The organism is Bacillus glycinifermentans (assembly GCF_001042475.2).
GTDB lineage: Bacteria > Bacillota > Bacilli > Bacillales > Bacillaceae > Bacillus > Bacillus glycinifermentans.
On the sequence record NZ_LECW02000015.1, the window covers coordinates 44,108 to 63,618 of the forward strand.

General features: G+C 48.6%; 19 protein-coding genes. All 19 read left to right on the forward strand.

Translation table 11 applies throughout. The features are described from left to right. Position 1: 1 nt before the first annotated feature. The 19 genes from flhA (at position 2) to AB447_RS10585 (ending at position 19,431) form a co-directional block, all read left to right on the forward strand. The gene (gene flhA, locus AB447_RS10495) at positions 2–2,038 is read left to right on the forward strand and encodes a flagellar biosynthesis protein FlhA (RefSeq protein ID WP_048354605.1); all 2,037 of its coding nucleotides are present in this window, start codon (positions 2–4) and stop codon (positions 2,036–2,038) included. Continuing rightward, positions 2,035–3,144, forward strand: coding sequence for a flagellar biosynthesis GTPase FlhF (gene flhF, locus AB447_RS10500; protein ID WP_048354604.1), 1,110 nt, complete (start codon positions 2,035–2,037; stop codon positions 3,142–3,144). Before flhA ends, flhF begins: the two co-directional genes overlap by 4 nt. 2 nt (positions 3,145–3,146) lie before the next feature. Beyond that, positions 3,147–4,031, forward strand: a complete 885-nt coding sequence (locus tag AB447_RS10505; protein ID WP_048354603.1) for a MinD/ParA family protein — start codon at positions 3,147–3,149, stop codon at positions 4,029–4,031. After that, positions 4,028–5,086 (forward strand): protein-glutamate methylesterase/protein-glutamine glutaminase, encoded by a 1,059-nt coding sequence (locus AB447_RS10510; protein ID WP_048354602.1) that lies wholly within the window; start codon positions 4,028–4,030, stop codon positions 5,084–5,086. The genes AB447_RS10505 and AB447_RS10510 overlap by 4 nt, the downstream gene beginning before the upstream one ends. 18 nt (positions 5,087–5,104) lie before the next feature. Next, the gene (locus AB447_RS10515; RefSeq protein ID WP_048354601.1) at positions 5,105–7,132 is read left to right on the forward strand and encodes a chemotaxis protein CheA; all 2,028 of its coding nucleotides are present in this window, start codon (positions 5,105–5,107) and stop codon (positions 7,130–7,132) included. A 55-nt stretch (positions 7,133–7,187) separates the two neighbouring features. Next, entirely contained in the window at positions 7,188–7,646 is a 459-nt protein-coding gene (locus AB447_RS10520) for a chemotaxis protein CheW (RefSeq protein ID WP_411801421.1), read from the forward strand. Next, complete coding sequence (locus AB447_RS10525; protein WP_046128941.1) at positions 7,643–8,272, forward strand: chemotaxis protein CheC; 630 nt, start codon at positions 7,643–7,645, stop codon at positions 8,270–8,272. The genes AB447_RS10520 and AB447_RS10525 overlap by 4 nt, the downstream gene beginning before the upstream one ends. Continuing rightward, positions 8,269–8,775 carry a chemotaxis protein CheD gene (locus AB447_RS10530; RefSeq protein ID WP_082142519.1) on the forward strand — a complete coding sequence of 169 codons (507 nt, stop codon included), beginning with the start codon at positions 8,269–8,271 and terminating at the stop codon, positions 8,773–8,775. The genes AB447_RS10525 and AB447_RS10530 overlap by 4 nt, the downstream gene beginning before the upstream one ends. A gap of 22 nt (positions 8,776–8,797) precedes the next feature. Beyond that, positions 8,798–9,562 (forward strand): FliA/WhiG family RNA polymerase sigma factor, encoded by a 765-nt coding sequence (locus AB447_RS10535; RefSeq protein WP_046128940.1) that lies wholly within the window; start codon positions 8,798–8,800, stop codon positions 9,560–9,562. Between the two features lie 71 nt (positions 9,563–9,633). Next, positions 9,634–10,170, forward strand: a complete 537-nt coding sequence (locus tag AB447_RS10540) for a hypothetical protein (RefSeq protein WP_048354599.1) — start codon at positions 9,634–9,636, stop codon at positions 10,168–10,170. 149 nt (positions 10,171–10,319) lie between these two features. Beyond that, on the forward strand, positions 10,320–11,063 hold the full coding sequence (gene rpsB / locus AB447_RS10545) for a 30S ribosomal protein S2 (RefSeq protein ID WP_046128938.1): 744 nt from the start codon (positions 10,320–10,322) through the stop codon (positions 11,061–11,063). Positions 11,064–11,162: 99 nt separating this feature from the next. Next, positions 11,163–12,044: a translation elongation factor Ts gene (gene tsf / locus AB447_RS10550; RefSeq protein WP_048354598.1), complete on the forward strand. Its 882-nt coding sequence runs from the start codon at positions 11,163–11,165 to the stop codon at positions 12,042–12,044. 147 nt (positions 12,045–12,191) lie between these two features. Then, positions 12,192–12,914 (forward strand): UMP kinase, encoded by a 723-nt coding sequence (gene pyrH, locus AB447_RS10555; RefSeq protein WP_046128936.1) that lies wholly within the window; start codon positions 12,192–12,194, stop codon positions 12,912–12,914. Between the two features lie 16 nt (positions 12,915–12,930). Then, on the forward strand, positions 12,931–13,473 hold the full coding sequence (gene frr, locus AB447_RS10560; protein WP_411801420.1) for a ribosome recycling factor: 543 nt from the start codon (positions 12,931–12,933) through the stop codon (positions 13,471–13,473). Between the two features lie 129 nt (positions 13,474–13,602). Beyond that, entirely contained in the window at positions 13,603–14,382 is a 780-nt protein-coding gene (locus AB447_RS10565; RefSeq protein ID WP_048354596.1) for an isoprenyl transferase, read from the forward strand. A gap of 12 nt (positions 14,383–14,394) precedes the next feature. Next, on the forward strand, positions 14,395–15,198 hold the full coding sequence (locus AB447_RS10570; RefSeq protein WP_048354595.1) for a phosphatidate cytidylyltransferase: 804 nt from the start codon (positions 14,395–14,397) through the stop codon (positions 15,196–15,198). A gap of 44 nt (positions 15,199–15,242) precedes the next feature. Continuing rightward, positions 15,243–16,394, forward strand: coding sequence for a 1-deoxy-D-xylulose-5-phosphate reductoisomerase (gene dxr, locus AB447_RS10575; RefSeq protein WP_048354594.1), 1,152 nt, complete (start codon positions 15,243–15,245; stop codon positions 16,392–16,394). 6 nt (positions 16,395–16,400) lie between these two features. Further along, positions 16,401–17,666 (forward strand): RIP metalloprotease RseP, encoded by a 1,266-nt coding sequence (rseP, locus tag AB447_RS10580; RefSeq protein ID WP_096891720.1) that lies wholly within the window; start codon positions 16,401–16,403, stop codon positions 17,664–17,666. 46 nt (positions 17,667–17,712) lie between these two features. After that, entirely contained in the window at positions 17,713–19,431 is a 1,719-nt protein-coding gene (locus AB447_RS10585; protein ID WP_048354592.1) for a proline--tRNA ligase, read from the forward strand. Positions 19,432–19,511 lie beyond the last annotated feature (80 nt).

Genomic DNA, 19,511 nt, shown 5'->3' on the forward strand with positions numbered 1-19,511 from the left:
CATGTCAGCAAGAGATTTATCAGTTTTATCAGGCGTTGTCCTCATTGTGGCAATGCTTATCATACCCTTTCCACCATGGTTGTTGAGCGTTTTAATTATCGTGAATATTTCTCTTGCGTTAATCGTGCTTCTCACCACAATGAACATGCAAGAACCGCTGCAGTTTTCGATTTTTCCTTCATTGTTGCTGCTGCTGACGCTGTTCCGATTAGGACTTAACGTTTCAACGACGCGCTCGATCCTTTCAAACGGAGACGCGGGCAAAGTCGTTGAGACGTTCGGATCATTCGTCGTCGGCGGCAATGTGTTAGTCGGTCTTGTCGTCTTTATTATTCTGATCATTATCCAGTTTATCGTCATTACAAAAGGGGCGGAGCGGGTTTCTGAAGTCGCTGCGAGATTTACGCTTGACGCCATGCCGGGAAAACAGATGAGCATCGATGCCGATCTGAACGCCGGAATGATTACCGAGCATGAAGCGAGGACGCGCCGGGAAAAAGTCTCGCGCGAAGCGGATTTTTACGGAGCGATGGACGGTGCCAGCAAATTCGTCAAAGGCGACGCTATCGCAGGGATCATCATCGTGCTGATCAACGTGCTTTGCGGGATCGTCATCGGCATGCTGCAAAAACAGATGACCATTCAGGAAGCCGCATCCCACTTCACGCTGCTGTCCGTGGGGGACGGTATTGTATCACAGCTGCCCGCGCTTTTGATTTCGACGGCAACGGGTATCGTCGTCACGAGAGCCGCCTCGGACGGCAACCTCGGACAGGATATTACAGGCCAGCTGTTTGCCTATCCGAAGCTTTTATATGTGACAGCCGGTACGATTTTTGCGCTCGGGATTTTCACGCCGATCGGGCTCCTTTTGACAGGGCCGCTCGCCCTTCTCCTCGCTTTTGGCGCCTACATGCTTTCTAAAGCCGGTCAAGAGAAGGAGAAAGTGGAAGATATTTTAGAGGAAGAAGCCGAAGTCGATGAGCTGAAAAGTCCGGAAAGCGTCATACATCTGCTTGATATCGATCCGATCGAAATTGAATTCGGCTACGGTCTGATTCCGCTGGCTGATGCGAATCAAGGCGGAGACCTTTTGGACAGGATCGTCATGATCAGGCGCCAGCTTGCGATCGAACTCGGACTCGTCATTCCGGTCGTCAGAATCAGGGATAACATTGCCTTGCAGCCGAACGAGTACAGGTTGAAAATCAAAGGAAATGAAGTGGCGAAAGGCGAGCTTCTCCTTGACCACTATTTGGCGATGTCCCCGACGGGAGAGGACGATGACATCGAGGGGATTGACACGGTCGAACCGTCTTTTGGCCTTCCGGCTAAATGGATACCCGAGTCTCAAAAGGATCAGGCTGAAATGCTCGGATATACGGTCGTCGATCCTGCTTCCGTCGTCTCAACCCATATTACGGAACAGGTGAAAAAGCATGCGCACGAACTGCTCGGCAGACAGGAAACAAAGCAGCTCATCGACCATTTGAAAGAATCGTATCCGGTTCTCGTCGAAGAAGTGACGCCGAATCCTCTGTCTGTCGGCGACATTCAAAAAGTGCTTGCTAAGCTTCTGAAAGAAAAAGTATCTATCCGGAATCTGGTGACGATTTTTGAAACATTGGCTGACTACGGCAAACTGACGACGGATTCAGACATGCTGACCGAATATGCAAGGCAGTCTCTCGCCAAGCAGATTACCGCGCAGTATGCAAAGGAAAACGAGGTGCTGAAGGTCGTGACCTGCTCAGGACGCGTTGAGAAGGCGGTGGCTGAAGGCATTCAGCAGACCGAACACGGCAACTATTTATCTCTTGAACCGTCAATCTCGGACAATATCATTCAATCTGTAGCGAGGGAAATCGAGCAGCTTTCCTTAAGGCAGGAAGTGCCGATCCTCCTCTGTTCACCGCCGGTCAGGATGTACGTCAAACAGCTTTTGGAGCGGTATTTCCCTGATCTTCCGGTTCTGTCATATAACGAACTGGAGGCCAACGTAGAAGTTCAAAGTATCGGAGTGGTGGATATTCAATGAGAATCAAAAAATTTGTAGCCGGTTCGATGCAGGAAGCCACAAAGCAAATTAGACACGAGCTTGGAAATGACGCCGTTATTTTAAACTCCAAAAAGATTCAGACGAGGCGCTTTCTCGGACTCGTCAAAAAACAGGGCGTTGAAGTGATCGCCGTTGTCGATCAGGACTTTTCCGATGCGAGAAAAGCGAAGCAGCAGGTGCAACCTGCTTTTCGCGAGCCCGCTCCTCTCCCGGAAAACCCGGTCCAGCTTGAGCTCGCAAGCCAGGTGAAAGAGCTGAAGACGCTTTTAGAAACGCGGCACGAACAGCCTGCCGATGTGCTGCCGGGGCCTTTAAAACAAACGGACAGGCTCCTGGCGAAACAGGGGGTATCGCAAGCGATCCGAACGAAAGCGTTGAGCAGGCTGCTCAGCACGTCATTCGAGGCGGGGGAACAATGGACGGAAGAAAAAGCGCTCCGCCGTGTAACCGAGATTTTAGCAGAGCTTCTTCCGGAAAATCCGGAAGGAAATGCGGCGATCCGTTCGAAATATGTCGTCCTTTTTGGAGCGACCGGAGTCGGCAAAACGACGACGCTTGCCAAACTTGCCGCCTCATCGGTCCTTGAGAAGCAAAAGAAGATCGCCTTCATTACAACGGACACGTACAGGATCGCCGCGGTTGAGCAATTGAAAACGTATGCTGAACTGTTACATGCACCGCTTGAAGTGTGCTATACGAAAGAAGAATTTAAAACGGCCCAGCAAAAATTCGCCGATTTCGATCATGTGTTTATCGATACGGCTGGCCGCAATTTTAAAGACGGGCAATATGTCAGGGAATTGAAGGAAATCATTCCGTTTGAGCGGGGAATTCAGGCGTTTCTCGTTTTGTCCGCCACAAGCAAATATGAAGATATGAAAGAGCTCGTCAAGCAATTTTCAAGCATTCCGATCGATCAGCTCATTTTGACGAAGGTGGATGAAACCGATTCGCTCGGAACCGTCATGAATCTGCTTGCCGAATCGAGAATCGGCCTCGGCTATGTTACAAACGGCCAGAACGTTCCCGAAGATATTCGTTCTGTATCAAATGCATCTTTTGTTAAATTGCTTACGGGGTGTTGAACATGGATCAGGCAGAAAGCTTGAGAAAGCGAATGGAAGAGCGGTTTGCCGGGGCGCCCGCCGTCTATCGCAATAAAGCGAAAACGCTGGCTGTTGTCAGCGGAAAAGGGGGCGTCGGGAAATCGAACATATCGCTTAATACGGCGCTGGCATTATCCGACAAAGGGAAAAAAGTTCTTGTCATCGATCTTGATGTGGGAATGGGCAATATCGACATCTTGATCGGCCGCCAGGCGCTTTATACCGTGGTGGACGTGCTGAATCACAAAATGCCGATTCACCGCGCTTTGTCAACGGGCCCGAAAGGCATCCGGTATATTTCCGGAGGAACCGGGCTCAACACGATGTTCGAATTAAACAGAGACAAATGGGCGTTTTTTCTGAAAGAACTGTCAACTGTCCTTAATGATTTCGATCTTGTCGTGTTTGACATGGGAGCGGGACTGTCAAAAGACCAGCTGCCATTCGCCCTTTCGGCGGATGAAATTCTGGTCGTCACCACCCCTGAGCCGACGTCGATTATGGATGCATACAGTGCGATTAAACATTTGACTTTAAACGGACGGGAGCTCAGGCTGAAAGTCATCGTCAACCGCTGTATAAACCAGAAAGACGGAATTTCTGCTTTTTTGCGGCTTTCGAATACGGTGAACGCATTTTTGCAGCAAAAATTGGAATACGCCGGGCCGATTCCCGAAGATCCTTTAGTGTCAAAAGCAGTCGTCGAGCAGCAGCCGTTTTTGATCAGACATCCGCGCTCCAAGCTGAGCAGCGCGGTTTATCTTTTGGCTGACTCGCTGCTTGAAAGCCGCACAGTGAAGACGGAAGGAAACCGGTCGTTTATTGATAAATTATCTTCATTTTTCAGAAGGGGTAATGCTACATGATTCGTGTTCTTGTCGTTGATGACTCTGCTTTTATGAGAAATATGATCACCGAGTTTTTAACATCCAATCAACAGATTGCTGTAGCGGGAACGGCAAGAAACGGGGAGGAAGCCCTCCAGAAAATCGAGGAGCTCCGCCCGGATGTGGTCACATTGGATATCGAAATGCCCGTGATGGATGGAAAAGAAACATTGAAAAACATCATGGCCAAAAGGTCCCTTCCGGTCATCATGGTATCAAGCCTGACACAGCGCGGAGCGGATATTACCATCGAGTGTCTGGAGATCGGTGCGGTTGATTTTGTCGGAAAGCCGTCAGGCTCGATTTCATTCGATTTATACAAAGTAAGGGAAGAATTGATAGAAAAGGTTTTGGCAGCCGGACGGGCGAAAGTAAATCCCGCCTCAGCCCGCTTGCCGAAACAAGCGCCTCTTCAAACATCCGCTGCAAAAAGCGGCGGCCGGTTCATTCCTTCCGGGGCTTCCAAACAGCTGGTCTGTATCGGAACATCGACAGGGGGGCCGAAAGCGCTGCAAAGAGTGCTGCCGAAGCTTCCCCGCACGCTGAAGGCGCCTGTATTTGTTGTCCAGCATATGCCGGCGGGGTTTACGGCTTCACTTGCAAACAGGCTGAACCACCTCTCAGAAGTAACCGTAAAGGAGGCTGAACACGGCGAGAGAGCAAAAGCCGGATGGGTCTATATCGCGCCGGGCGGAAAAAACATGACGGTGCACCTTGCAAACGGCGAGCTTGTGATTTCGCTCGATGACAGGGACACAGGCAGCCGCCACAAACCGTCTGTCGACTACCTGTTCAACTCGCTGGCGACACTGACAGGCTTTGAAAAAATCGCCGTAATTATGACGGGCATGGGATCGGACGGCACAGAAGGCGTCAAAAACCTCTTGAGGCATTCGCGCGGGCCGGTGATCGCCGAATCGGAAGAATCCTGCGTCGTCTTCGGGATGCCCAAAGCGGTCATTAACAACGGACTCGCAGATGATGTCAAGCATGTTGACGAAATAGCTGCAGCTATTATGACGTATACGAAATAAAGAGAGGGCGTGACTTATATGGAGATGAATCAATATTTAGACGTCTTTATTGAAGAAAGTAAAGAACATTTGCAAACCTGTAATGAAAAACTGCTCGAGCTCGAAAAAAATCCATCAGACCTGCAGCTTGTCCACGATATCTTCAGGGCGGCCCATACGTTAAAAGGCATGAGCGCCACGATGGGATATGAGGATATGGCGCATTTGACGCACAGCCTCGAAAATGTGCTGGATGCCATCCGGAACGAGGAAATGACGATTACGTCAGAATGGATGGATATCATGTTTGAAGCGCTTGACGATCTGGAGGCGATCGTCCTTTCGATCATCGAAGGCGGCGACGGAAAACGGGATGTTTCAGAAGTCTGCGCCAAGCTCGATGTCACAGGAGCCGGCAAGGAAACGGCGGCAGCGGCCGAAGCCCCTGAAACGGCACCTTCTAAATCGAAATGGTCCTACGACGAGTTCCAAAGAACCGTCATTGCAGAGGCGGAAGAACAGGGCTTTAAATGCTATGAAATCACCGTTTCTCTTAAAGAGGATTGCTTGCTTAAAGGCGTCCGCGTCTACATGGTGTTTGAACAGCTGAATGAAATCGGCGAAGTCGTCCAAACCATTCCGGAAACGGAAGTGCTGGAAGCCGAAGACTTCGACTCCGAATTTGTGATTTGTTTTTTAAGCAAGCACAATGAGCAGGATATTTTCAATAAAATTAACGGTGTCTCAGAAATTGAAAAAGTCGAAGTGACTGAGCTGAAAATCGACGCCGCAGCACCTGAAGAGGAGAAGGAGGGCGCCGAAAAAGAAGCAGCGCCGAAACAGCCGGAGAAAAAACCGGAAAAGCAGGCAAAACAGGCAAATGACAAAAAAGAGCCGGCAAAACCGGCGGCAGGCGGCGGAACGAAAACAATCCGCGTCAACATCGACCGCCTCGATTCACTGATGAACCTCTTTGAAGAGCTTGTCATTGACAGAGGTCGTCTTGAGCAGATTGCAAAAGAGCTTGACCATGGCGAATTAACGGAAACCGTCGAGCGGATGACGAGAATTTCCGGAGATCTCCAATCGATCATCCTCAATATGCGAATGGTGCCTGTCGAAACCGTATTCAACCGTTTTCCGCGCATGGTCCGTCAATTGACGAAAGAGCTGAACAAAAAGATCGAGCTTTCCATTTTCGGAGCGGATACAGAGCTTGACCGGACGGTGATCGATGAAATCGGCGATCCGCTTGTCCATCTGCTGCGAAACAGCCTTGATCACGGCATCGAAGCCCCTGAAGTCAGGGCGAAAAACGGAAAGCCTGAAACAGGACACGTCCGGCTGAAAGCATACCACAGCGGAAACCACGTCTTTATCGAGGTTGAGGATGACGGAGCGGGCATCAACCGCAAAAAAGTGCTTGAAAAAGCGATAGAGCGAAACGTCATTTCTGAACGTGACGCGGAAACGATTGAAGATCATGAAATCGACGCGCTCATTTTTGCGCCGGGATTTTCGACCGCGGATCAGATTTCGGATATTTCCGGACGCGGCGTCGGCCTGGATGTCGTCAAAAGCAAGCTTGAATCATTGGGCGGATCTGTCAGCATCAAATCAACCGAAGGGGAAGGGTCGCTGTTTTCAATCCAGCTTCCGCTGACGCTGTCGATCATCTCTGTGCTTCTCGTCAAACTTGAAAAAGAAACGTTTGCGATTCCGATTTCTTCTATTATAGAAACGGCCGTCATCGATAAGAAAGACATTCTTCAGACGCACGACCGCGAAGTGATTGATTTCAGGGGCCATATCGTACCGGTGGTTTACCTGAAAGAAGAGTTTAATGTTGAGGATTCATCAGACGACCTCGACCAGCTCCATGTCATCGTCGTGAAAAAGGGAGACAAGCTGACCGCGTTTGTCGTCGACTCTTTTATCGGCCAGCAGGAAGTCGTCCTAAAATCGCTTGGCGATTACTTGACAAACGTCTTTGCGATATCAGGAGCGACGATCCTTGGAGACGGACAAGTCGCGCTGATCATTGATTGCAACGCCCTTATTAAATAGAGATAGCGAAAGGAGAGCGATCCTCTTGACCACACAGACTACCACCGGTGAAAAAATGATTGTATTCAAAGTGAATCATAAAGAATATGCCATATCTGTTTCAGAAGTCATGTCGATCGAAAAGTGGCAGGAGCCTACAAGGGTTCCGGGAGTTGAACCGTATATTTGCGGCGTCATCAATTTAAGGGGCGTCGTCACGCCTGTCATCGATTTAAGAAAGCGGATCGGGGCGCCCGGTGATGACATTACGGATGAAACGAGAATTATCATCATTACCTATCAGGACATCGAAGTCGGCTGGGTCGTAGATGAAGCAAACGACGTCATCACCGTCGAAGAGCACGAGATCGAATCAGCTCCCGAAACGGTCGGGAAAGACGGAAGGCAATGGATAAAAGGCATTGTGAAGCAAGGCTCTAGACTTCTTAATCTGATTGACTCTGAAGCCGTATTAAACAGGAAATCCAGCCTTTCTGCAGCTTCAGAAAACGCGAAGAAGCAGGTAGATAGATGAGCATATTTAAAGGAATTACAGAACAGCATCTTGATATTTTGCGGGAAGTAGGAAACATTGGGGCAGGTCATTCGGCGTCCGCTTTGGCCCAGTTGCTCAACAGGAAAATCGAGATGGAAGTGCCGTTTGTCAAGCTGCTGTCATTTGATGAACTGGTGAACTTCTTCGGCGGAGCAGACCTTCCTGTCGCCAGCATTTTTTTAAGAATGGAGGGGGATTTTCCGGGCTCCATGTTCGTTATCATGCCTTTTTCGGAGGCGGAGCAGTTAATCAGGGAGCTAGTCGGCAATCCGGAATTCGAGATCGACAGCATGACGCCTGATGATATCGGTGCCTCCGCCCTCCATGAACTGGGCAACATTATGGCGGGGTCTTATTTGACGGCTCTCGCCGATTTGACAAACCGGCAAATGTATCCGAGCGTTCCCGAACTCACGCTTGATATGTTCGGGGCCGTCATCAGCGAAGGGCTGATCGAGCTCAGCCAAATCGGGGACCAGGTGATCGTCATTGACAATTCCATTTTTGACGAAGAGCACAACCGGAAGGTAAATGCGCACCTTTTCCTTTTGCCTGACTATGATTCGTTTGAAAAGCTCTTCCGGACATTGGGTGCAGCGCTATGAAAATGATAGAGAAAGAGACTTCCATTATCAGGGTGGGCATTGCAGATGTGAAGATTGTCCGCTCTCCGGACCGCATCAGAACATCCGGACTCGGCTCGTGCGTCGGGCTTGTGCTTTACGATCTAGAAGCGAAAACAGCCGGACTCGTCCATGTCATGCTTCCCGATTCTTCCCTTTCAAAGACACCGGAAATCAATCTGGCAAAATACGCGGACACGGCTGTTGCGGCAACGGTTGACATGCTGCTTAAAACCGGCTGCCGCAAATTCGCCCTGAAAGCGAAGATGGCCGGAGGAGCCGAAATGTTTAAATTCAAAATGACGAATGATTTGATGAAAGTCGGGCCAAGAAACGTGTTGGCGATAAAAAAACATCTATCTCTCTTGAACATTCCGATTGTAAGCGAGGATACAGGCGGAAACAGCGGAAGGACCATCGAGTTTGATCCGCAGACTGCGGAGCTTGTCATCCGCACTGTGAAACAAGGTATAACGACGATTTAATAAGCAATTTAGGGGGATAACGATGCAATCCTTGAACTACGAAGATCAAGAGCTTTGGTCGCGGTGGAAAGAATGGAAAGATCCTCAGGCCGGGGATGATTTGATCCGCCGCTATATGCCGCTTGTCACATACCACGTCGGCCGGATCGCCGTCGGCTTGCCAAAGTCCGTACATAAAGATGATCTGGTGAGCCTCGGCATGCTGGGTTTGTATGATGCCCTTGAAAAATTCGATCCGGGAAGGGATCTGAAGTTCGATACATACGCTTCTTTCAGAATCAGGGGCGCGATTATCGACGGCCTTCGAAAAGAGGACTGGCTTCCGAGAACATCCCGGGAAAAAACGAAAAAAGTCGAAGCGGCGATTGAGAAGCTTGAACAGCGCTACTTGCGAAACGTATCACCGAGCGAAATTGCGGCTGAATTGGGAATGACAGAACAGGATGTCGTGACGACAATCAATGAGGGTTTTTTTGCAAATCTCCTTTCCATTGATGAAAAACTTCACGACCATGAAGACGGGGAGAATGTCCAGGTCATGATCAGGGACGACAAAACGAGCACTCCTGAAGAAAAGATGATCAAAGACGAACTGATATCCCAGCTTTCTGAAAAAATCAGCGAGCTTTCCGAAAAAGAACAGCTTGTCATCAGCTTATTTTATAAAGAAGAACTGACGCTGACTGAAATCGGACAGATTCTGAATTTATCGACCTCCCGCATTTCGCAGATCCATTCCAAGGCGCTTTATAAACTGAAGCACCTTCTTGATAAAGTGGTACAATAATCTTAGCTGCTGGCTTTGCCGGCAGCGTTTTTTAGGAACCTTTTAAAATCCATGGTTAGCGAGTGAAAAAAATGTCAACAATATTATGGATTGCGAGCTTTATGCTCCACGGTATACTGATCTATTTCGTCATCATCCTTTACACGCGGCTCGGCGCTTTTAAAGAGGCCGAAAAAAATCAAAAACAGCTATTGGAAGAAACAGAGAATACGCTGACCGCATTTCTGATGGAGCTGAAAGACGAAAATGAAAGGCTCGTCAGCAAGCTGCAGCAGGCCGGGAAACACGACGTGCAGCAAGCGGAAAAACACCGCCCGGCAGCCCCGGAAGAACCGGCCGCCCAGGATAAAACCGCCGCCGACCGCCCTGAAGCAAAAGACGCGGACGATCTGCCGCTTCACATCGAATCGATGATTGATGAAGTAGAAAGAAAAGAAGATGTCCTCAACCAGGAACAAACAGGCGAATCGGTTTCCTTTGAAGAAAAAGCCGTCGCACTGCATGAAGAGGGCTATTCACCCGAAGATATTGCAAGGCGGTTAAAAAGCGGAAAAACCGAAATCGAGCTTTTGTTAAAATTTCGCGGAAAGCTGAAAAACGATTCTTGATTGTCCGGGAAGCTTATGTTATATTAATTCGTGGTGTTAATTACACACGCTTAACGATTTATGCAAGCGGTGCTATCGCGCTGTCGCGTTAGTCCTGCATAAAAATGACCTAAGCGGAGGAAAAAACCATTATATTAGGAGGAAATCACATGTCAGTCATTTCTATGAAGCAATTGCTTGAAGCTGGTGTTCACTTCGGTCACCAAACTCGCCGTTGGAACCCAAAAATGAAACGTTACATCTTCACGGAGCGTAACGGAATCTACATCATCGACCTTCAAAAAACGGTCAAAAAAGTTGAGGAAGCATACAACTTTACGAAAAACCTTGCAGCTGACGGAGGAAAAATCCTTTTCGTCGGTACGAAAAAGCAAGCACAAGACTCTGTTAAAGAAGAAGCGGAACGTTCTGGAATGTACTATGTGAACCAACGCTGGCTCGGCGGTACATTAACAAACTTTGAAACGATCCAAAAGCGTATCAAACGCCTTAAAGATATCGAAAAAATGCAAGAAAACGGCACATTTGACGTGCTTCCTAAAAAAGAAGTCGTTCAATTGAAAAAAGAATTAGAGCGTCTTGAAAAATTCCTTGGCGGAATCAAAGACATGAAAGAACTTCCTGACGCGCTGTTCATCATCGACCCTCGCAAAGAGCGCATCGCTGTTGCTGAAGCGCGCAAGCTGAACATTCCGATCATCGGAATCGTCGACACAAACTGCGACCCTGATGAAATCGACGTTGTCATCCCTGCGAACGACGACGCGATCCGCGCTGTCAAATTGCTTACTTCTAAAATGGCTGATGCGATTTTGGAAGCGAAGCAAGGTGAAGAAACAGCAGCTGAAACAGAAGAGAAAGAAGCAGAAACAACTGAAACGACAACTGCTTAACCTGATCAAAAGGTGATAAGGGGGAACTGCCTTTTATCACCTTTTTTTTCACCAAATCACAATTTACATAATTTGTTGAATCATAAGGAGGAAATCAAAATGGCAATTAGTGCACAAATGGTAAAAGAGCTTCGCGAAAAAACCGGTGCAGGCATGATGGACTGCAAGAAAGCGTTAACTGAAACTGACGGCGACATGGACAAAGCGATCGACCTTCTCAGAGAAAAAGGAATTGCAAAAGCGGCGAAAAAAGCTGACCGCATCGCTGCTGAAGGCCTGACGATCGTGAAAACAGAAGGCAACACAGGCGTGATTTTGGAAGTGAACTCTGAAACTGACTTCGTTGCGAAAAACGAAGGCTTCAAAACGCTTCTAAACGACCTGGCTGATCATATTCTTGCCGAAAAGCCTGAAAACCTTGAAACAGCTATGGCGCAAAAAATGGCAAACGGTTCAACCGTTGAAGAATATATTACGAGCGCCGTTGCGAAAATCGGAGAAAAAATTACGCTTCGCCGCTTTGCTGTACTTACAAAAGGCGATGACGCTGCATTCGGTTCATACCTGCACATGGGCGGAAAGATCGGCGTACTGACCGTTCTAAACGGCACAACTGACGAAGAGACTGCGAAAGACATCGCAATGCACATTGCGGCTATAAACCCTCGCTACATCTCCCGTGACCAAGTGTCTGAGGAAGAAGCAAATCGCGAGCGCGAAATTTTGACTCAGCAAGCCCTTCAAGAAGGCAAGCCTGAAAACATCGTCGCTAAAATGGTTGAAGGCCGTCTGAACAAATACTTCGAAGAAATCTGCCTCCTGGATCAGGCGTTCGTGAAAAACCCTGATGAAAAAGTGAAGCAGGTTGTCGGTGCGAAAAACGCAACTGTTGAAACATTCGTCCGCTACGAAGTCGGAGAAGGAATCGAAAAACGCCAAGAAAACTTTGCTGAAGAAGTTATGAACCAAGTGAAAAAATAAGACTGAAAAGCGCTTGCCAAAGCAGTTCGGCACGATCTTTTCAAGGAAAATAAGGGACACGGACTGTGTCCCTATTTTTAAAACAGTTTACAAACCTTTTTTTCTCTTGCATAATAAATAACGGCAAGCATGCACTTGGAGGTTATTATGGAAAAACCAAAGTATAATCGTATCGTATTAAAGCTTAGCGGAGAAGCGCTTGCGGGTGAGCAGGGCAGCGGCATCAACCCGACTGTGATCCAGTCCATCGCCAAGCAGGTGAAGGAAATAGCCGAGCTTGACGTTGAAGTTGCAGTCGTCGTCGGAGGCGGCAACCTGTGGCGCGGAAAAACCGGAAGCGATCTGGGAATGGATCGCGCGACGGCAGATTACATGGGAATGCTTGCAACTGTCATGAATTCCCTCGCCCTTCAAGACAGCCTTGAAACACTCGGCGTTCAGTCAAGGGTGCAGACATCGATAGAAATGAGGCAGGTCGCTGAGCCATACATAAGAAGAAAAGCGATTCGCCATCTTGAAAAGAAGCGTGTCGTCATTTTCGCTGCCGGTACAGGCAACCCGTATTTCTCTACGGACACGACAGCTGCGCTCAGAGCGGCTGAAATTGAGGCCGACGTCATTTTGATGGCCAAAAATAATGTCGACGGCGTGTACAATGCCGATCCAAGGACTGACGAAACGGCCGTAAAATATGAACAACTTTCATATCTCGACGTATTGAAAGACGGTTTGGCCGTCATGGATTCGACTGCTTCTTCACTGTGCATGGATAACGACATCCCGCTGATCGTCTTTTCCATTATGGAAGAAGGAAATATTAAAAAAGCCGTGTTCGGCGAACCAATCGGAACAATCGTAAGGGGGAAATAACGTGTCAAATCAAGTGATGAATGAAACAAAAGAACGCATGGAAAAAGCCGTGACCGCATACCAGCGCGAACTTGCCACAGTCCGTGCCGGACGTGCGAATCCGTCGCTGTTGGATAAAGTAACGGTCGAATACTACGGAGCGCAAACGCCTTTGAACCAGCTTTCGTCCATTACTGTGCCTGAAGCGCGCATGCTCATTATCACACCGTATGATAAAACGGCGCTCGGAGACATCGAAAAAGCGATTCAAAAAGCCGATTTGGGCGTGACTCCGACAAACGACGGCAGCATTATCCGCATCACGATTCCTCCTTTAACAGAGGAGCGCAGAAAAGAGCTCGTCAAGCTCGTCAAAAAATATTCTGAAGATGCTAAAGTCGCCGTCCGCAACATCCGCCGCGATGCAAACGACGATCTGAAAAAATTAGAGAAAAATGGTGAAATGACTGAGGATGAACTGCGCTCTTCAACGGAAGATGTGCAAAAGCTGACAGATGAATACGTGTCAAAAATCGATGAGATCACAAAAGATAAAGAGAAAGAAATCATGGAAGTTTAATGAAAAACTCTGTACAATAGATAATAGTGAAAAGACCCTCTCATGTTTACAGGGGGTTTTTTTGTTAATACTGTTGTTATCTAGCAGGATATCACAGGAAAGCAACCTTTTGGGTGATGGAGGAATCTCATGCTCAATATACTCAAAAATTGGAAGAACCAGCATTCGGCTGCTTCCAATGAATCTTACACAAAAGAAAATATTTTAAAGGGAGAAATTCCTGAACATATCGCCATTATTATGGACGGAAACGGCCGTTGGGCAAAAAAACGTGCCATGCCCCGCATTGCGGGCCATCATGAAGGCATGAAGGTGGTCAGGGAGACGACAAAGCTTGCAAGCGAACTTGGTGTCAAAGCATTGACTTTGTATGCTTTTTCTACTGAAAACTGGAAACGTCCAAAGCTTGAGGTTGATTTTCTGATGAAGCTGCCTGAAGAATTTTTGGGCACGTATCTTCCTGAATTGGTGGAAGAGAATGTTCAGGTGCGAATTACCGGTGATAAGAACGGTCTGCCCCCTCATACGATCCGCGCTGTGGAAAAAGCCATCAGCGATACGGAGCACAATGACGGACTTATTCTTAACTTTGCATTGAATTACGGGGGACGGGCGGAAATCGCAAATGCTGCCAAAAGAATCGCCGAGGAAGCAAAAAAAGGGTCGCTGGACATTGAAGAAATCGATGAAAAGCTGTTTTCCGATTATTTAATGACCGAATCGCTGCAGGATCCCGATTTGCTGATTCGGACAAGCGGCGAGATCAGGCTGAGCAATTTCATGCTCTGGCAGCTTGCGTACAGCGAGTTTTTATTCACCGATGTTCTGTGGCCTGATTTTAAAGAGGTTCATTTCCTTCAGGCCATCGGAGAATATCAGCGTCGAGGGAGAAGGTTTGGCGGAATTTAGAGGATGGTGCAGATGAAACAGAGAATATTGACAGGTGTTCTGGCAGCGGCGATTTTTTTGCCGCTCGTGATTTTGGGCGAGCTGCCGTTCACCCTGCTGGTCTACGCGATGGGCGTTTTGGCCCTATTTGAACTTTTGAGAATGAAAGGCATGAAGCTTTTGAGCGCTCCGGGCATCATAAGCCTTTTGCTGCTCATGATTTTATTAGTCCCGAGCCAATTTGGCGGAACCGTGGATATCGCCGTCACGAAAGGGGAAATCGTGTTTTTGGCCGTGATGCTCTTGCTTTCTTATACGGTCTTCAGCAAAAACTCGTTTTCTTTTGATGAGGCAGCTTTTGCTGCTTTGGCTGCGATTTATATCGGATTCGGTTTTTATTATTTTATCGAAATCAGAAGCATCGGCCTCAGCTATGTCTTTTTCGCGATCGGCGTCGTCTGGTCGACGGATTCGGGCGCTTATTTTATCGGAAAGGCGCTCGGTAAGCGCAAGCTCTGGCCCGAGATCAGCCCCAACAAAACGATTGAAGGCTTTTGGGGAGGCATTTTGACAGCTGTCGTCTTTTCGGCCGTTTACCAGGCTGCAACAGGTTTTCCGCATTCGTATTTATTCGTGCTTTTGATCACCGTGCTTTTGTCGATCGTCGGGCAGCTCGGCGATTTGGCCGAATCTGCGTTCAAGCGGCATTACCATGTGAAAGACTCCGGACGGATTCTTCCCGGACACGGCGGAATGCTCGACCGCTTTGACAGCTTTTTATTTGTCATGCCGGTTTTATACTTCTTGCTTGTTCTTTTTCAGCCGTTCGGGCTATGATAGAGAAGTACTGATAGCTAGAAAGAAACAGAGGTGCGGCAATTTTGAAGAACATATGTCTATTGGGGGCGACAGGCTCCATCGGAGAACAGACGCTTGATATCATAAAAGCACACGGCGATAAATTTCGTCTTGCAGCGATGACGTTTGGCAAAAATGTGGAAAAAGCGGCTGAGATCATCGAAACGTTTAAACCGAAATACGTAGCCGCCGGTGATGAGCGTACATATAAAAAATTAAAACAGCTTTCTTTTTCCTACTCCTTTCAAACGGGAGTCGGGGAAGAAGCTTTAATCGAAGCGGCCGTTTTTCCGGAAGCGGATATCGTCGTCAATGCTCTTGTCGGAAGCGTCGGCCTCATTCCGACGTTAAAGGCGATAGAGCATAAAAAAACAATTGCGCTTGCAAATAAGGAAACTCTTGTGACAGCCGGACATATAGTGAAAGAACACGCAAAACAATACGATGTTCCATTGCTGCCCGTCGACAGCGAGCATTCTGCGATTTTTCAATGCCTTCAGGGCGAAAATCCGAAACAGATCAAGCGCCTTGTCATCACGGCTTCGGGCGGAAGTTTCAGAGACAGAACGAGAAAAGAGCTGGAAGGCGTAACGGTCGAGGAAGCCCTCAACCATCCAAATTGGTCGATGGGTGCAAAAATTACGATCGATTCGGCTACAATGATGAATAAAGGGCTCGAAGTCATTGAAGCGCACTGGCTTTTCGACCTGCCGTACGAACAGATCGATGTTTTGCTGCACAAGGAAAGCATCATCCATTCAATGGTCGAGTTCCATGACAGAAGCGTCATCGCCCAGCTCGGCACACCTGATATGAGAGTGCCGATCCAATACGCGCTCAGCTATCCGGAGCGCCTGCCGTTTGAAGAAGCGAAATCTCTCGAGCTGTGGGAGATCGGCCAGCTGAATTTTGCCCAAGCTGATGCTGAAAGGTTCCGCTGCTTACAATTCGCATATGAATCAGGTAAAATAGGCGGTACAATGCCGACCGTTTTAAATGCGGCCAACGAGGAAGCCGTTGCAGCGTTTCTGTCAGGCAGGATTACCTTTTTGGAAATCGAAGACATCATTGAAAAAGCATTGGAACGTCATCAGGCGATTGCAAAGCCTAGCCTTCAGGAGATCCGTGAAGTGGACAAAGATGCCAGAAGGTTTGTCCAAACATTACTCACATAAGGTGGTATGTCCGTGAATACTGTGATAGCTTTTATTCTCATTTTTGGAACGCTCGTTTTTTTTCATGAGCTGGGCCATTTAATCCTTGCCCAAAGAGCGGGGATCCTGTGCCGGGAGTTTGCCATCGGCTTCGGCCCGAAGATCTTTTCGTTTAAGAAAAATGAGACCGTCTATACGATCCGACTGCTTCCGATCGGCGGCTTTGTCCGGATGGCCGGCGAAGATCCCGAAATGGTCGAGGTCAAGCCGGGTTATACGGTCGGACTTTTGTTCAACAAAGAAAACAAAGTCGAAAAAATCATTATTAATCAAAAAGAAAAATATCCTGATGCATTGGTCATCGAAGTCGAAGAGGCCGATTTGGAGCACCAGATGAGAATTTCCGGCTATGAGCAAGGCAATGAGGATCAGCTCGTTTCCTTTTCCGTCAGCGAAACGTCATTTTTCATCGTCGACGGGGAAGAAGTGCAGGTTGCACCGTACAACCGCCAATTTCATTCGAAAACGGTCTGGCAGCGCATCAAAGCAATTGCAGCCGGTCCGATCATGAACTTTATTCTGGCTTACGTGATTCTCGTCATGCTCGGCTTGATGCAGGGCGTGCCGTCAGATGAGCCGGTGCTCGGAAAGCTGATCGACAACGGACGTGCAGCTGAAGCCGGACTCAAGGAAGGCGACCGCATCCAGACGATCAACGGAGAAAAAATGTCTTCGTGGACCGATATTGTCAATACGGTCAGGGAGCATCCGGAAAAGGAACTGAAGATCGTCCTGACGCGCGACAATGTCAAGATGACGAAATATGTGACCCCTGAATCGGTCAAATCGGGGAAAGAAACCGTCGGCAGATTCGGCGCCTATAACCCCGTGCAAAAAGGTATTTTAACATCGATTTCATACGGCGCGACCGAAACCGTCGCTGTGGCGCAGAATATCGTCACAAGCCTGAGCAAAATCGTGACGGGCCAGTTTTCGATCGATATGCTGGCTGGACCTGTCGGCATCTATGATATGACAGAGCAAGTGGCGAAAACGGGCATCATCAACCTGCTGAAGCTTGCCGCCTTTTTAAGCATTAACCTCGGGATTGTCAACCTCCTGCCGATTCCGGCTTTGGACGGCGGAAGGCTGTTGTTTCTGTTGATTGAAGCGGTCCGCGGAAAGCCGATCAACCGGGAAAAAGAAGCATTCGTCGTATTCATCGGCGTGGCGTTTCTGATGCTGTTGATGCTTGTCGTCACATGGAATGACATCCAGCGTTTATTTTTATAAAAATGAATGAAAAGTAACCAATTGACATAAATGAGGTGCGAACGAAATGAGACAGAGCAGGACTCTAATTCCGACGCTCCGGGAAGTGCCGGCTGATGCGGAGGCGAAAAGCCATCAGCTCCTTCTCAGAGCGGGTTTTATCCGACAAAATACGAGCGGCGTATACAGCTATATGCCCCTTGCCAATAAAGTAATTCAAAAAATCCAGGCCATCGTCCGCGAAGAGATGGAAAACATCAACGCCGTTGAAATGCTGATGCCGGCGCTGCAGCAGGCAGAAACTTGGCAGGAATCCGGAAGATGGTATACATACGGACCTGAGCTGATGAGGCTGAAAGACCGCCACGGCCGCGAATTCGCGCTCGGCGCCACACACGAAGAGGTCATCACGAGCATCGTACGGGACGAAATCAAATCGTACAAGCGGCTTCCGCTGACCCTCTATCAGATCCAATCCAAATTCCGCGATGAAAAGCGTCCGCGTTTCGGATTGCTGAGAGGCCGCGAATTCATCATGAAAGACGCGTATTCTTTCCATTCATCTGCTGAAAGCCTTGATGAGACATACCATGATATGTACCAGGCTTACATGAACGTCTTTACGAGATGCGGCTTGAATTTCAGGCCGGTTATCGCCGACTCCGGTGCAATGGGCGGAAAGGACACGCATGAATTCATGGCGCTTTCCGATGTCGGGGAAGATACGATTGCCTACTCCGATCAGTCGTCATACGCGGCCAACATCGAAATGGCAGAAGTGCTGGAATCCGCTGAAGCCAAAAACGAAGACATGAAAGAGCTTCAGGAAGTCCATACGCCAGGCGTGAAAACGATTGAAGAGCTTGCCGCATTTTTACACGTATCCCCGTCAGACTGTATCAAATCGATGCTGCTGAAAGCGGACGACCGCTTCGTCCTCGTCTTGACAAGAGGGGACCATGAAGTGAACGATATTAAGGTGAAAAATCTGCTGAACGCGCAAACGATCGAATTCGCAAGCGCTGAAGAGGTCCAAGAGGTCATCGGGACAGAGCCGGGCTTTGTCGGACCGATAGGCCTTAACGCGGACATCGAGGTATACGCCGATTTCGCCGTAAAAGCGATGGCAAATGCAGCCGCAGGCGCGAACAAAGCTGACTACCATTATCAAAACGTCAATATCAGCCGCGATGCGGGCAATGTCACATACGCTGACATCCGCTTCATCCAGGAGGGAGATCCGTCCCCTGACGGCAAAGGGACGATCCGCTTTGCAAAGGGAATCGAAGTCGGACAGGTATTCAAGCTCGGCACCCGCTATTCAGAAGCGATGGATGCGACATTCCTTGACGAAAACGGCCGCGCCAAGCCGATGCTGATGGGCTGCTACGGAATCGGTATTTCACGGACGCTTTCCGCCATCGTCGAACAGCATCACGACGAGAAAGGCCTGATCTGGCCGCTTAGCGTGAGCCCGTATGACCTTCACATTCTCGCGCTCAACATGAAAAATGACGCACAGGCCGAGCTTGCTGAACGATTATACGGCGAATTTAAGGCGAAGGGCTATGACGTTTTATTTGACGACCGGGCTGAGAGGGCCGGCGTAAAATTTGCGGACTCCGATCTCATCGGCCTTCCGATCCGTATCACGGTCGGAAAGCGCGCTGACGAAGGCGTTGTCGAAGTGAAAATCCGCAAAACCGGGGAGACTTTTGAAGTCGCAGCCGCCGAGCTTTCAGACTTCATCGAAAAGCAAATCAAGAGCTTATCTTCACATTCATAAACGTGTTACACTAAAGTAAAGGAAGGTACCTCGGGAATCCCTGAGGTACCTTCCATTATGATTTTCTTTTAGGGAGGAAT